Here is a 14261-nt window from a genome sequence, read left to right as displayed (position 1 = left end):
GGGGAGGTGGCTCCGGCTTGGGCTCGGGCGGTGGCTCGGGCTTGGGCGCTGGCTTGGGCGGTTCGGGCTCGGGCGGCGCCGATTCCGGCTGGCCGGCATTGGGGCTGTCGCCCGGCGCCCACATTTCCACCTGGATCGGGCGCGAATCGTCCTTGCTGCGCCACACGCCGACGACGACCAGCAGCGCCAGCACACCGTGCGCCAGCAGGGATTGCACCAATGCCTTGCGCGGCAGCCTGGGCGTGTCGTCGTCCGGCATCACGTTAGGATCGGGATCGCGTGAGGATTTCATGGTTTTGGGCTCAACGCTTGCCAGACTTGCTGTTGTCAGACGCTTGCTGGTCCACCAGCAGGCCCAGCCGTGCAACGCCAGCGGCGCGCAGGGTATCCATGACCTTCATGACCTCTTCGTACGGGACTTTGCCATCGGCGGCGATGACAACCGGGGTATCCGGCGTCAAGCGGCCCAGTACGGCCGATACCAGGTCGGCGCGGTTGATGCTTTCGACCTCGGCGCCAGCCTCGCGCATGCGCAGGCCCAGCTTGCCGTCCGCTTCCAGCTGGATCTCCAGCGGCGTGCTGGGAATCTGGTCGGCCTGCCCGACGGTAGGCAAATTGATCAGTCCGGGCGTGATCAGCGGTGCGGTCACCATGAAGATGACCAGCAGCACCAGCATGACGTCGATGTAGGGAACGACGTTGATCTCGTTTTTCAGGCGGCGGCCGCCGCGGCCACCACGCGAGCGTAGTGAGGCCATCAGCGCACCTGACGTTGGAGGATGTTGAGGAATTCGTCCATGAAGTTTTCGAAACGCAGCGCCAGGCGGTCGATGTCGTGGGTATAGCGGTTGTAGGCCACGACGGCGGGGATGGCGGCGAACAGGCCGATGGCCGTTGCGATCAGCGCTTCGGCAATGCCAGGGGCGACGGAGGCCAGCGTGGCCTGTTGCACATGGGCCAGGCCGACGAAAGCGTGCATGATGCCCCAGACCGTACCCAGCAGGCCGATGTACGGGCTGACGGAACCGGCGGAAGCCAGGAAGTTCAGATTGGACTCCAGGCTATCGACTTCACGCTGGTAGGCGGCGCGCATCGCACGGCGGGGGCCGTCCAGCATGGCGGAGTGGTCGGCGGGCGGGTTGCGCCGCACCTTGGTGAACTCCGTCATGCCTGCATCGAAGATACGGGCCAGGGCGCCATGTTCATTGCGGTGGCTGCTGACGGATTGCTGCAGCATGTTCAGGTCGCCGCCCGACCAGAAGTCATTTTCGAAGCGGCGTGTCAGGGATTGTTCCCGGCGCAGTGTGCTGCGTTTGCCGAAGATGAAGGTCCAGGACAGGATGGAGATCAATACCAGCAGCAGCATGATGACCTGAACCGGAATGCTGGCGTTCAGGATCAGCGACAGTATCGACATATCGGCGGAGGAGGAGGCCATGGAGGGTGATTCCGTTATTCCGAAATGAAAGTAAGCAAAGTGGAGCGCAGCGGCTCAGGCACAGGCATGGGCCGCATGGTGTCAACGTTGACGCAACAGACTTGGATGGTGCTGGTGGCCAGCAGTTCCGTGCCGCGCAGGACTTCCTGAAAAAAATCGACGGAAGCGCCGCCAATGCGGGTGATGTGGCTGCGGATCGTGAGCAGATCATCCAGCCGTGCCGAGCGCCGGTACTGGATGCCGACTTCACGCACCACGAACACGGCGCCCGTTTCGCGGGCATATTCCGCCTGGTTCACGCCCAGCCGCCGCAGCCATTCCGTGCGGGCGCGTTCCATGAATTTCAGGTAGTTGGCATAGAACACGACGCCGCCGGCGTCCGTGTCTTCGTAATAGACACGGACCTGCAGCGTTTCGCCGTCCGGGGTGGCTTGGGAGAGAACCGTCATTGTTTCAGTCCTGCGGGCAAAAGGGATCAGTAGGCGTCCAGGGTGGCCAGGATGGCTTCCACGGCCTGGGCCACGGGGATATGTTCGGCATTGCCGGCACGGCGGCTTTGCACTTCCACAATGCCGTCCTTGAGGCCGCGTTCGCCGATGGTGACGCGCACGGGCACGCCGATCAGCTCCCATTCAGCGAACATCACGCCAGGGCGCTGGTCGCGGTCATCCAGGATGACGTCGATGCCACGCGCTTGCAGCGCGCCGTAAATGGCTTCGGCCTGTTCGCGCACGGCTTCGCTTTTGCCCCAGCCCACCGGGCACAGGACCACTTCGAAGGGGGCCAGGGCGCGCGGCCAGACGATACCCTTGTCATCGTGATTCTGTTCGATGGCCGCACCGACGATGCGCGTCACGCCGATCCCGTAGCAGCCCATCTGCATCAGTGCCGGCTTGCCGGTTTCATCCAGGAAAGTGGCTTTCAGCGCTTCGGAATACTTGGTGCCCAGGTAGAACACGTGGCCGGTTTCAATGCCGCGCTGGATGGCCAGCTTGCCGCCGGAAGGGGCCGGGTCGCCGGCCACGGCATTGCGGATGTCCGCCACCAGTTCCGGTTCGGCAAGGTCGCGGCCCCAATTGGTGCCGGTGTAGTGGAAGCCGTCGTCATTGGCGCCGACGACGAAATCGCTCATGTTGGCGACCGTGGTGTCGGCCACGACGCGTACAGGCTGACGCGGGGCAACCGGGCCCAGCGAGCCGGGATGGGCGCCGAAATGTTCGACGATTTCGGTCTCGGTGGCAAAGCGCCAGCCGGCTTTCAGGCCCGGCAGCTTGCCTACCTTCACTTCATTCAGTTCGTGGTCGCCGCGGATTAGCAACAACCAGAGCGTCGTGCGGCCGCTTTCCGCCTCTTCGGTCGCCAGGACCACCGATTTCACGGTTTGCGTCAGCGGCAGGTCGAGCAGGGTGGCCACATCGTCGCACTTGCTGGCGTTGGGGGTAGCCACTTTTGTCAGCGCCTGGGCGCCGCTGGCACGCGCAGGCAGCAGGCAGGGGGCTTCGGCCAACTCCATGTTGGCGGCGTAGTCGCTGTCCGGATCGTAAACAATCAGGTCTTCGCCGGTGTCGGCAATCACCTGGAACTCATGGCTGCGGCTGCCGCCGATCGAGCCGGTATCGGCCGCCACGGCGCGGAAGACCAGGCCCAGGCGCGTGAAGATGCGCATATAGGCTTCGTACATGGTGTCGTAGCTGGCCTGTGCGCCGGCTTCGTCACGATCGAAGGAATAGGCGTCCTTCATGGTGAATTCACGGCCGCGCATGACCCCGAAGCGGGGGCGGCGCTCATCGCGGAATTTGGTCTGGATGTGATAGAAGTTCACCGGCAGCTGGCGCCAGCTGTGGATTTCGTTGCGGGCGATATCGGTGATGACTTCCTCGGAGGTCGGCTGTAGCACGAAGTCTCGGCCATGGCGATCCTTGATACGCAGCAATTCGGGGCCATATTGTTCCCAGCGGCCGGATTCCACCCACAGCTCGGCAGGCTGGACCACCGGCATCAGCAGTTCCAGGGCGCCGGCCTGGTTCATTTCCTCGCGCACGATGGCTTCCACCTTGCGGATGACCTTCAGCCCGAGCGGCATGTAGTTGTAGATGCCGCCGGCCAGCTTGCGGATCATGCCGGCGCGGGTCATGAGCCGGTGGCTGGTGACCTCTGCGTCGGAGGGGGCTTCTTTGAGGGTGTTCAGATGGTAACGTGAAGCGCGCATGGTATGGATGAGGCTCGAAGTAAGGGTCGAATCGGATCGGCAGAAGAAAAGGCTGACCGTATAATCACACGTAATTGTATTGAATTCGCTGGGGGTGGCTGATGCTTGACCGTGAAGGCTATCGTCCCAATGTCGGCATTATCCTTGTCAATCACAAGAACGAGGTGTTCTGGGGCAAGCGTATCCGTGAGCACGCATGGCAGTTTCCGCAGGGCGGCATCAAGCACGGGGAAAGTCCCGCGCAGGCAATGTACCGCGAACTGCACGAGGAAGTCGGCCTGCTGCCGGAGCATGTCCGCATTCTGGGGCGTACGCGCAACTGGTTGCGCTATGACGTGCCGGAGCGCTTTTTGCGTCGTGATTCGCGCAGTCACTACCGGGGCCAGAAGCAGATCTGGTTCCTGTTGCGGCTGGTCGGACGGGACAGCGATGTCTGCCTGCGGGCGACATCTCATCCTGAATTCGACGCCTGGCGCTGGAGTCATTACTGGGTACCGCTGGACTCTGTCATAGATTTCAAGCGGGATGTGTATTCGCTGGCGCTCAATGAGCTGGCAGCGATTCTGTTCCGGCGGGCGCAGCATAACAAGCGTTATCTGCGGCATCGTCCGGGCGGACGGCAGGACCCGGAAACGGCGGGAACGTCGTTGTTGCTGTAGTCTGTAGGGAGTTCGGCGCGGAGCGTCACCCGTTGCGGCGGGGGCGCTTTCGCGGAAATGCCGGGATGGTTTACGATAACGGATATGTTGGAAGATCTCGATCGACTCGTTGCCCGCATCGGGCAGTTGACTCAATACTCGGCACGCCTCAAGGCCGAGCGTGCCCTTGCGCTTGAACGCGAGGCCGCCGCCGTGCGGCGTGGTACCCAGTTGCAGGGCCAGCTGGCCGAGCAGCGCGAGCAGGCGGAAACGCTGCAGCAGTTGCTCGACGAGTGCGAGGCTTCCCGCCTGGGCCTGCAGACGGAAGTCGATAATGCGACTGCCGGGCTGCGCGAAGAGGTGGAACGCCTGTCGGCGGAAAACCAGCGCATGCGTGTGGAACTGGGTGTGCGCGAAGGCCAGCTGGTGCGCCTGCAGGCTGTCAATGAAGAAGCACGGCAGCGCATCGACGCCGTGCTGGAACGCTTGCCTGGCGCGATTGTCGCCGTGCAGGAAGCTGGCTCGGAGGCTAGGCAATGGAACGCGTAAATGCCACCATCCTGTCCCGTGATTATTCCCTGGCCTGCTCGGCCGAGGAGAAGCAGACCTTGCAGGCTGCGGTCAATCACGTGGCGCGGGTGACCGCTAATATCCAGGCCAGCGGCCGGGTATCCGGCAATGAGCGCATTGCCGTGCTGGCGGCCCTGCAGATCGCCAGCGAGTTGCTGGCCATGAAAGCACCGGACGGGCCGCTGGGAAGTTTGGCAGTGGGCGATTTCAAGCGTAAAATCGAAGCTGTACACCAGCTGATTGATGCAGCGCTGGCCGAGGGCAATGCCGCTACCTGAGTCATCAGGCGGGCAGGCGGAACCCCCGGTCTTGGGGTGAAAGAATTGGGTGGGCTGTGCTTTAGCAGCTTGCCAGCAGGTTGTCCCTGCGGTGTTCGTGACTTGGCCATATTCTCTGAACCGATGCTTTTATGGCATAGGTTGTGAGGGCGTCCGGTAGGTGCGATCGTCTCTTGTCAGACGAACCCGAAGCCAGACCACGAGCGACCAACTTGAACTCTCTGGGTTCGAGATGCCGGCCTGGACGGCACACGCGGGGCATTCAACACGGCGGGAACGAAATACGTTTCCCGCAGTCAATCAAGGCGGTGCCGTGAATGCGGTACCGCCTTTTTCTTTGGCTCCTGGCCATGGTCGGTGAGCGGCCCGCAGACCGCCGGATTTCACAATTCTTGCACGGGCAAGTTTGAGCGATGCAGGCCATTTTCACCGTATCCTGTCTTATTCCACGTACTTAAAGGAGTGCTCCATGCAGCGTACCCGACAACGCATGATTCGTCGCAGTGCCGCTCTGGCCCTGGCGCTGGCCTTGCCCGCCGCAACAGCCTGGGCCGGTAACGATGACGGCCGCCAGCCACGTGAACGCGCCCCGCAATTGACCTTGCAGGCCGAGGCTGCCACCAAGGTGCAGCAGGATACCGTTATTCTGACCCTGGCCTATGAATCGGAAGCGGCCAATCAGGCGGACGTCAGCCGGGCGCTCAATGAGCATCTGGAGGCGGCCATGAAGATGTTGCGTGATGAAAAAGGCGTGAAGGTGCGTAACGGCAGTTACCGCATCTGGCCGCAGAATGATCGTGATGGCCGTATCAGCGCCTGGCGTGGCCGTGCCGAGATCCTGCTGGAGTCTTCGGATTTCGCCAAGGCTTCCGGCCTGGCGGTCAAGGTGCAGAACCAGATGCCCTTGGATAACATCGCTTTCGTGCTGTCGCCGGAAGCACGCGCCAAGCATGAGGAACGCCTCTTGCAACAGGCGGCGGATGCTTTCCGCCAGCGTGCTCAGGCGGCGGCGGAAGCCTTCGGCTTCAAAGCCTATGAAATCCGCAAGATCGACCTGGGTGGCGGCGGTGTGCAGTACGAAATGGCACCGCGCCCCCAGATGATGATGGCCAGGGCGGCTGGCGGGGCAGAGGACAGCGTGCCGCTGGAAGCCGACACGGTGACCGTCTCTGTGTCGGTCAGCGGGACGGTTGCGCTGAAACCCTGAAGAACAGCCATGCGCCGACAATGATCATGGGCAATGACAGCCATTGACCCATGCTCAGCCCGGCGGCGAGCAAGCCGAGGAAGCTGTCGGGTTCGCGAGTGAACTCGACAGCAAAGCGGAAGATGCCATAGCCGGCCAGGAACAGGCCGCTGATCTGGCCGGCGGGCCTGGGCCGCAGCGCGAAGCACCAGACGATCACAAACAGCGCCAGGCCCTCCAGGCTCATCTGGTAAAGCTGCGAGGGATGGCGAGCAATGCCGTCCTGCGCCTGGGGGAAAATCATGCCCCAAGGCACGCTGGTAGCGCGGCCCCACAGTTCCCCATTGATGAAGTTGCCCAGGCGGCCGAAGGCCAGCCCCAGGGGAATCAAGGGTGTGACGAAGTCGCCGACTTCCAGAATGGAGTATTTCTTGCTGCGGGCGAACAGCAGCAAAGCGATCACCACGCCCAGCAGGCCACCGTGGAAGGCCATGCCGCCTTCCCAGAGATAGAAAATTTCCAGCGGGTGCGAGAGGTAATAGGACGGCTTGTAAAACAGCACATACCCCAGGCGGCCGCCCAGAATGACGCCGATGACGCCATAAAAAATAATATCGTCCAGATCGCGTTCCGTCAGGCGCGTCAGCCCGCCGTGGCGGATACGCCAGCGGCCCAGCAGCCAGGCGGAGGCGAAGCCGCAGAGATACATCAGTCCATACCAATGCACGGCCAGCGGGCCGATCTGCAGGGCGATGGGATTGAATTCCGGGTGTTGCAGCATGATGTCGGGGAGCACAGGGGGCCAGGGGAACAATGCGGGGATCATACCAGCCGTAGCCGGACGGAAAAGTGACTGCGTCCCGGGAGCTAAGTTCCCGTTTCTGTGGTTTCCCGTTGCAGTGGTTTTGCGTTTCTGTGGTGGCGCCTGGCGTTGCCGGGTCTCTGGGAGGATGCGGCTGGCGGTTTGCGCCGGGCGCAGCGGCCAAAGTGCCTGGCTGGATGCTTTTTGGGGCGTCCGGCGTCCCGGCCTGCTATCTGGTGATCGGCAGGCCGGGTGCAGCGGCGACGGAGCAGCAGGGCAGGATCAATCCTGCGTCGTGCTGCGGTAGGCGGCGGGCAGGCCGCGTTGTTCGCAGCAATTGCCCCAATGCTTGAGCTTGGAGGTCTGGCCGATACCGGGATTGAAGGTATTGGTCGGATCCAGCTGGCGATAGAAATTGGCCAGGGCAGGCTTGGCGACATAAAGATGCCCGACATTATGTTCTGCCGGGTATTCCGCCTGGCGGGCATCCAGCAATGTCCACATCTTGTGCTCCATGGCGACGGGGTCCACCCCTTTGCGGACAATATAGTCCTGATGGAACACGTGGCAGAAGAAGTGGCCGTAGTAGAGCTTGTGGATGATGTCGCCTTCCATCTCCTGCGGCAGATGCTCCACCCATTCGCGGTCGTTGCGGCGCAGGGCGATGTCCAGGGCGACGATATCCTGCACGCTGCGGCGGTGCGTGTCGCGGTAGCGGATGGCTGCGCCCGCGATGGCGAAACGATGCAGGAAGGCCTTGCGGCCTTCCTCGGCATCGCATTCAAAATAAGCGCCGCTCTGGCTGGTGCTGAAATGCTGTTGCAGGAAGGTGCGCGTGGCATCCGCCGTATCGTTGGCTACCCGCAGCAGCAGATGGTGTTCGTAGCGGTCGCGGTAGTCGCGCATGCGGCGCGGCAAATGATTGGGCAGCAGGGCGGTGAGGCCTTGCATGATATGGTCGGTCAGGCCGGGCAGCCCCAGGCGTTCGCAGACATCGTCGATACGGCTTTTGATGGCAAAGGCCTTGGGCACCCGTGCCGTGCCGAATTTGTCGATCAACAGAAAGACATCCTTGCCGTACTTCGCACCGATATCGAAGGCGGTGCGATGGATGTATTCGCCGGCAATGGGCAGGCTGGGCAATTCGGTCAGCAGGTGACGGCGCACCGTCGTGAGGTCGTCCGGGTCGTTGCTGCCAATATAGAACACAGTGCTGGCTTCGCGCGGGAAGGTATCCAGGCGCACCGCGAACAGGCAGACCCGGCCGGCTGAGCCGGAGGCTTCGTGCAGGCGGGTGGGGTCGGCGTTGAATCGTGCGGGTGTCGGTTCGTCCACCTGGCGGACATGTTCGGCATAGCGCGGGTCGGAGGCCGCGCCGGCATCGTCGGCAATGTCTTCCGGGCGATAGTCGCCGGCCTGAAGGCGGGTCAGGATTTCTTCTGGCGAGTCGCCCAGCTGGATGCCCAGATGGTTGACGAGTTCCAGCTGGCCATCTTCGCGGACACGGGCGTACAGGGCCAGTTCGGTATAGGCGGGGCCGCGCCGCACCAGGGCGCCGCCGGAGTTGTTGCAGACGCCGCCCAGCACCGAGGCGCCGATGCAGGACGAGCCGATGACTGAGTGCGGCTCCCGGCCTAGTGGGGCCAGGGTCTGTTCGAGGCGATCCAGGGTCGCGCCGGGCAGGCAGACCACTTGTTCGCCTTCACGGATGACTTGCACGCCAGTGATCCGCATCGTGTTGATGAGCACGATTTCGCGGTCGTAGTCATTGCCGTCCGGTGTGGAACCACCGGTCAGGCCGGTATTGGCCGCCTGCATCAGCACGATGCGGTCGGCGGCCACGATGGCCTGTACGGCCTGCCATTGCTCCAGCAGGGTGCCGGGCTGGATCACGGCAAGTACCTTGCCCTCGCCGGTACGGCGCCCCTTGCGGAAGCGCCGGGTGGCCGATGCATGCGTCAGGACATGCTCTGCACCGATAGCCTGGCGCAGCTGAGCCAGCAGTTGCGCGCTGTCGATGGTATCTGTGCCTGTGTTGCTATCCGTGTTTGCGGTGCTCATGCGAGACCCTCTTTGACCAGCAGGTCGGAAGTGATTTCACCGATGTTCCGCGCGCCGGTCAAAGTCATGGCGACGCGGATTTCCTTGTCGAACAGGTTCAGCAAGTTTGCCACAGCATCCTGGCCGCCGGCTGCCAGAGCATAAATATAGGCCCGGCCTATCATGGCCAGGTCTGCGCCCAGCGCCATCACGCGGACAACGTCCAGGCCGCTGCGGATGCCGGAATCCACCAGGATCTTCAGTTGGCCTTTGACTGCGTCGGCGATGGGCGGTAACGCCTTGGCGGCTGACAGCACGCCGTCGAGCTGGCGGCCGCCATGGTTGGACACCACGATGCCGTCTGCCCCGAAACGGACGGCGTCGCGCGCATCTTCCGGGTCGAGAATGCCTTTGATGACCATGGGGCCTTGCCAGAAATCGCGGATCCATTCCAGGTCTTTCCAGGAAATGGTCGGGTCGAAGTTGGCGCCCAGATAACCCATGTAATCTTCCAGGCCGGTGTGCTTGCCCAGATAGGCCGAGATATTGCCCAGGTCATGCGGCCGGCCGAACAGGCCGACATCCCAGGACCAGCCAGGACGGGTAACGGCCTGCAGATAACGGCGCAGGTTGGCGTTGGGGCCGCTCATGCCCGAATGGGCATCGCGGTAGCGTGCGCCGGGAATCGGCATGTCCACGGTGAAAACCAGTGTCGAGCAGCCGGCATCGCGGGCGCGTTCCAGTACGTTGCGCATGAAACCGCGGTCTTTCAGCACATACAGCTGGAACCACATGGGGCGCTTGATCTTGGGCGTGACTTCCTCGATCGGGCAGACCGAAACGCTGGACATCGTGAACGGGATGCCCTTGGCGTCGGCGGCACGCGCCGCCTGGACTTCGCCGCGGCGCGCGTACATGCCGGTGAGGCCGACCGGCGACAGGGCGACCGGCATGGACAGCGTTTCCTCGAACAGCCGGGTCGTGAGATCCAGGGTGGCCGTATCTTTCAGAATGCGCTGGCGCAGCAGGATGTCCGAGAGGTCGCTGACATTGTGGCGCAAGGTATCTTCGGAGTATGCGCCGCCGTCGATGTAGTGAAACAGGAAGGGCGGCAGGCGTTTCTTGGCGGCCAGTCGGTAGTCGGAGGGGGAAGAAATGATCATGGCTGTATTTCCAGAGAAGGCAGGCGGGCGGAGCGCTCGCGCCTGGCAATGTCGTCATCCATTTTGTGCAGGGTGACGCGCACGTATTCCAGATGTTCGCTGATGATGCTCCGGGCACGCTCGGGATCGCCAGCGAGGATGGCCTGCATCAGGCATTCGTGCTGAATGGTGAGTTTGTCCTGTGAGGACGGGCTGTCATGGACGAACATGACGCGGCGGTTTTGCGCCACGGTAGAAAGCACCAGGTCGAACAGGCCACGCATGACCTGTAGCAGGACGAGGTTATGAGAGGCTTCGGCGATGGCGAGATGGAATTGCGCGTCGGCATGGGCCGACTGCGTGACGTCGCCACGTTGCTGGTGGGCGATCATCTGTTCAAAGCAACGCTGGATTTTGTCTTTGTCTGCTGCCGTGGCGCGCAGCGCGGCCAGCGCGGCAGTGTTGGACTCCAGCGCGGCACGCGCTTCCAGGACGTCATAACGGTAATGCGGGTCTTCCAGCATCAGCGCCGCCAGCGGCGAGATGGACTGTTGCGGCCATTGGTGCGAGGCATCCTGCAGGAAGGTGCCGGAACCGGCTTTGCTGACCAGAATGCCATGGCTGGACAGTTTCTGTATGGCTTCGCGCAGCGCTGTACGCGAGACGCCCAGCTGCTCGGCCAGGCTGCGTTCGGCGGGCAGCCGTCCGCCGGGGGCGATGCCCTGGGCCTGGATCAGAGAGAGCAGTTTTTCAGCAACTTGGTCGGAAATGCGCATGGTCGGAAACATCATCAATCCGTAGCGGCAATGCCCCCGCCAGGCGTGAAGCACGGCGGGGGCATTGCGGGCCGCGGGTTTACGGGATCATCCAGGGCACGACATAAGCTTGCAGCGTTGTGATGCAGCCGATGATCACGGCAAACACCAGGCTATGACGGACGGTGAAGCGGAACAGATCCGACTCCTTGCCGACCAGGCCGACTGCCGCGCAAGCGATGGCGATGGATTGCGGGGAGATCATCTTACCCGTCACGCCGCCGGTCGTGTTGGCGGCGACCATCAGGACCTCAGGAATACCGATCTGCTGGGCGGTCGTGGCCTGCAATGCGCCGAACAGGGCGTTGGCCGAGGTGTCGGAGCCGGTCAGGAACACGCCGATCCAGCCCAGGAAGGGCGAGAAGAAGGTGAAGGCGTCGCCAGTATGGGCCAGCGCCAGCGCCAGGGTGGCCGACAGGCCGGAGTAGTTGGCGATAAAGGCGAAGGCCAGCACCATGCCGATGGAGTAGATCGGCAAGGCCAGTTCCTTGAAGGTTTCACCCAGCGTTTCCACGGCCTGAGCAGGCTTCATGCGCAGCACCAGGATGGTGATAAGGGCGGCAATGAGAATGGCAGTGCCGGTTGCCGAGAACCAGTCGAAGCGATAGACCGCCGCATAGGGCGCAGCGGATGCAACGATGGGAGGCGCCTTTTCCACCAGGTTGTGCAGGAACGGAACGGGCAGGCTGAAGATCCAGCCGGCGAGGGGGCCATCGGCAGCGAACAGGGCCTTGAAGGGCTTTACGCTCCAGATGGTGACCATGGCCGTCAGGATGATGAAGGGAGACCAGGCCTTGATGATGCTGCCGGCATTCAGTGCAATCCCCGTCCCTGCCGGCGCCTGGCTGGCGGCCTTGCTGGAGGCTTTGGCGGCGGCGTTGTCTTGGCCACCTTCGGCTTCATCGAAACGGAAAATATGCTTGGGCTTCCAGACCTTCAGGAACAGCGTGAGGGCGATCAGCGAGACGATGGCGGAGGTGATGTCCGGCAGTTCCGGGCCGATGTAATTGGCCGTCAGGAATTGAACCAGTGCGAAGGAGCCACCGCCGACCAGCACGGCAGGCCAGGTTTCGCGAATACCACGCCAGCCGTCCATGATGGCCATCAGCCAGAACAGCACGAGAATGGTCATGAAGGGCAGCTGGCGACCGGCCATCTGGCCGATGGCGAAGGGATCCAGCCCCGACACCTGGCCGGCCACGATGATGGGGATACCCATGGCGCCGAAAGCGACCGGTGCGGTATTGGCAATCAGGCACAGGCCGGCGGCATACAGGGGCTTGAAGCCCAGGCCGGCCAGCAGTGCTGCGGTAATGGCGACAGGGGCGCCGAAACCTGCGGCGCCTTCCAGGAAGGCGCCAAAGCAGAAACCGACCAGAATCAGCTGCAGGCGCTGGTCAGGGGTGATGGAAAGGATGGAGGCGCGGATGATGTCGAACTGCCCGGTCTTCACGGAAATCTTGTAGAGGAAGACGGCAGCGACAATGATCCAGGCGATAGGCCACAGGCCATAGAAGAAACCATAGACGACCGAGGCCAGCGCGCCGCTGACAGGCATGCGATAGAACAGCAGCGCGACGCCCAGGGCCAGCAGCACCGTAATGGTGCCGGCGATGTAGCCCTTCAGGCGCAGCTTCGTCAATGCCAGGAAGAAGAAAATGATGGGAATCAGTGCGACCAGTGCAGAGAGCCAGATATTGCCCGCTGGATCGTAGTTTTGTAGCCAAGCCTGTGGCATTGCTTAATCTCCCTTGGTAAGTGGTCGTACCAATTTGTTGTTCTGGTGAAAAGATGCGCAATTATATGCAGGGCTTTATGCACCATCGCATTAAGGTTTACCCTAGTTTTGGTGCATTTAAGGGTTTTTCTGGTGCAAAGTGGTAATACCAGTTGGTGCGCTTGCACCAGGGAAGAGCAGCGGGGTGTTGGCCCTGCGTCGGGCAGGGGCAGGTGTGTCCAGTGGCGCCGGGCGTGGTTGCCAGCCGTCAAGGATTCAGCTTGTTGCCGGCCAGGAAGGGCTGAGCGCTGACTTGGCTCGCAGCTCTGGGATAATGTGGCGGGAATGCCCGGAGCCTGCCGCAGCGTTGGCGGCATGAAGGCTGGCGTGCTTGGAAAGAAGGAAGGAATATGAACGAACAATGGGATAGCTTGATCGTCGGTGGCGGTTGCTTCTGGTGCGTCGATGCGGTGTTCCGGTCGCTGGATGGCGTAATCTCGGTTGAGCCGGGCTACGCGGGCGGCAGGACGGAGCATCCGACCTACGAGGAAATCTGCCAGGGCAATACCGGGCATATCGAGGTTGTGCGCATTCGCTTCGATCCGGCCCGGATCGGGCTGGAGTCATTGCTGGAGGTGTTTTTCGCCTCCCATGATCCGGCCAGCCGCGACCGGCAGGGAAATGATGTGGGCGAACAGTATCGTTCCGTCGTGTTCTATGCGTCAGATGCCCAGCGCGAGATGGCGCTGGCGGTGAGGGACAGGCTGCAGGCCGAGGGCTTGACCGAAGGCGCGCCCATCGTGACGGAAATCCTGCCGGCCCCGGTTTTCTGGCCGGCTGAGCCTGAGCATGACGATTACTTTGCCCGTCATCCCTGGCAGGGCTACTGCCAGTTCGTGATTGCGCCCAAGGTCAGCGCCATGCGCAAGAAGTTCGCACGCCTGCAGCGCAGCGAGTGACATCCTTCCGTGGTGGCGGGTTGCGCCCTGGGCCAGTGTCCGGGCCTCTGGCAGTCAGCGCCTATTGAAGTCAGGGGCTGTGGCAGCCAGGGCTGATATCAGGGTTGAACTTTGCGCAGAAAATCCGCCAGCACGAGAGCGTGATTGCAAGTTTTGTCATGCGCAGCGTAGAGCAGCGTGACGTCGCTTTGCGCCAGATACCCTAGTAACTGTGCGACAGCCTGCGGGTTCTGGGCGAGCTCCGCTTCGTAGCGTTCGCGGAAGGGCTCGAAGCGGGCCGGATCGTGCCCGAACCACTTGCGCAGTTCGGGTGTTGGCGCGATGTCCTTGAACCAGAGGGTCAGGGCGGCATGTGCCTTGCTCAGGCCGCGGGGCCAGAGGCGATCGACCAGAATGCGGGCGCCATCCCCGGTGCTGGCAGGTTCATAGACGCGCTTGATGTGAATCTCGTGCTGCATGAATCCTCC

The 14261-nt window shown here is 62.5% G+C and carries 15 protein-coding genes, 1 other RNA gene and 1 pseudogene; 6 read left to right on the top strand and 11 right to left on the bottom strand.

What is annotated here, in order from left to right:
• The 5 genes and pseudogenes from ACNA1V_RS11315 to ACNA1V_RS11295 form a co-directional block, all read right to left on the bottom strand.
• A pseudogene (locus ACNA1V_RS11315) lies at nt 1-292 on the bottom strand (cell envelope integrity protein TolA); the annotation flags it as partial.
• A 10-nt stretch (nt 293-302) separates the two neighbouring features.
• Nucleotides 303-758 carry an ExbD/TolR family protein gene (locus ACNA1V_RS11310; protein ID WP_415833710.1) on the bottom strand — a complete coding sequence of 152 codons (456 nt, stop codon included), beginning with the start codon at nt 756-758 and terminating at the stop codon, nt 303-305.
• Complete coding sequence (tolQ, locus tag ACNA1V_RS11305; RefSeq protein WP_415833709.1) at nt 758-1438, bottom strand: protein TolQ; 681 nt, start codon at nt 1436-1438, stop codon at nt 758-760. The genes ACNA1V_RS11310 and tolQ overlap by 1 nt, the downstream gene beginning before the upstream one ends.
• A gap of 14 nt (nt 1439-1452) precedes the next feature.
• On the bottom strand, nt 1453-1887 hold the full coding sequence (gene ybgC / locus ACNA1V_RS11300; RefSeq protein ID WP_415833708.1) for a tol-pal system-associated acyl-CoA thioesterase: 435 nt from the start codon (nt 1885-1887) through the stop codon (nt 1453-1455).
• Between the two features lie 26 nt (nt 1888-1913).
• On the bottom strand, nt 1914-3647 hold the full coding sequence (locus tag ACNA1V_RS11295) for a proline--tRNA ligase (RefSeq protein ID WP_415833707.1): 1734 nt from the start codon (nt 3645-3647) through the stop codon (nt 1914-1916).
• A gap of 101 nt (nt 3648-3748) precedes the next feature.
• Between ACNA1V_RS11295 and ACNA1V_RS11290 the strand changes: the two genes are divergently transcribed.
• The 5 genes from ACNA1V_RS11290 to ACNA1V_RS11270 all read left to right on the top strand — a co-directional run bounded on the left by ACNA1V_RS11290 (nt 3749) and on the right by ACNA1V_RS11270 (nt 6340).
• Nucleotides 3749-4306, top strand: a complete 558-nt coding sequence (locus tag ACNA1V_RS11290; protein ID WP_415833706.1) for an RNA pyrophosphohydrolase — start codon at nt 3749-3751, stop codon at nt 4304-4306.
• An 84-nt stretch (nt 4307-4390) separates the two neighbouring features.
• Nucleotides 4391-4834 (top strand): hypothetical protein, encoded by a 444-nt coding sequence (locus tag ACNA1V_RS11285; RefSeq protein WP_415833705.1) that lies wholly within the window; start codon nt 4391-4393, stop codon nt 4832-4834.
• Nucleotides 4822-5133, top strand: a complete 312-nt coding sequence (locus ACNA1V_RS11280; RefSeq protein ID WP_415833704.1) for a cell division protein ZapA — start codon at nt 4822-4824, stop codon at nt 5131-5133. The genes ACNA1V_RS11285 and ACNA1V_RS11280 overlap by 13 nt, the downstream gene beginning before the upstream one ends.
• A gap of 80 nt (nt 5134-5213) precedes the next feature.
• A non-coding RNA gene (gene ssrS, locus ACNA1V_RS11275) (6S RNA) lies at nt 5214-5397 on the top strand.
• 205 nt (nt 5398-5602) lie between these two features.
• Nucleotides 5603-6340: an SIMPL domain-containing protein gene (locus ACNA1V_RS11270; RefSeq protein WP_415833703.1), complete on the top strand. Its 738-nt coding sequence runs from the start codon at nt 5603-5605 to the stop codon at nt 6338-6340.
• Here ACNA1V_RS11270 and lgt read toward each other — a convergent pair.
• The 5 genes from lgt to lldP form a co-directional block, all read right to left on the bottom strand.
• Nucleotides 6312-7100: a prolipoprotein diacylglyceryl transferase gene (lgt, locus tag ACNA1V_RS11265; protein WP_415833713.1), complete on the bottom strand. Its 789-nt coding sequence runs from the start codon at nt 7098-7100 to the stop codon at nt 6312-6314. The genes ACNA1V_RS11270 and lgt overlap by 29 nt on opposite strands.
• A gap of 303 nt (nt 7101-7403) precedes the next feature.
• The gene (gene dld, locus ACNA1V_RS11260) at nt 7404-9182 is read right to left on the bottom strand and encodes a D-lactate dehydrogenase (protein ID WP_415833702.1); all 1779 of its coding nucleotides are present in this window, start codon (nt 9180-9182) and stop codon (nt 7404-7406) included.
• Nucleotides 9179-10324: an FMN-dependent L-lactate dehydrogenase LldD gene (gene lldD / locus ACNA1V_RS11255; RefSeq protein ID WP_415833701.1), complete on the bottom strand. Its 1146-nt coding sequence runs from the start codon at nt 10322-10324 to the stop codon at nt 9179-9181. The genes dld and lldD overlap by 4 nt, the downstream gene beginning before the upstream one ends.
• Entirely contained in the window at nt 10321-11091 is a 771-nt protein-coding gene (gene lldR, locus ACNA1V_RS11250) for a transcriptional regulator LldR (RefSeq protein WP_415833712.1), read from the bottom strand. The genes lldD and lldR overlap by 4 nt, the downstream gene beginning before the upstream one ends.
• A gap of 67 nt (nt 11092-11158) precedes the next feature.
• Complete coding sequence (gene lldP, locus ACNA1V_RS11245) at nt 11159-12856, bottom strand: L-lactate permease (RefSeq protein WP_415833700.1); 1698 nt, start codon at nt 12854-12856, stop codon at nt 11159-11161.
• Nucleotides 12857-13245: 389 nt separating this feature from the next.
• Here lldP and msrA point away from each other — a divergent pair, with 389 nt between their 5' ends.
• Nucleotides 13246-13794 (top strand): peptide-methionine (S)-S-oxide reductase MsrA, encoded by a 549-nt coding sequence (gene msrA / locus ACNA1V_RS11240; RefSeq protein WP_415833699.1) that lies wholly within the window; start codon nt 13246-13248, stop codon nt 13792-13794.
• A 98-nt stretch (nt 13795-13892) separates the two neighbouring features.
• On the opposite strand, the gene ACNA1V_RS11235 is transcribed toward msrA, so the two are convergent.
• Nucleotides 13893-14252 carry a DUF488 domain-containing protein gene (locus ACNA1V_RS11235; RefSeq protein WP_415833698.1) on the bottom strand — a complete coding sequence of 120 codons (360 nt, stop codon included), beginning with the start codon at nt 14250-14252 and terminating at the stop codon, nt 13893-13895.
• Between the last annotated feature and the right edge of the window lie 9 nt (nt 14253-14261).

Source organism: Kerstersia similis (assembly GCF_965139615.1).
Lineage (GTDB): Bacteria > Pseudomonadota > Gammaproteobacteria > Burkholderiales > Burkholderiaceae_B > Kerstersia > Kerstersia similis.
Note: the sequence above shows the minus strand (reverse complement) of the source record. Positions and strands in the feature narration are given on the sequence as shown.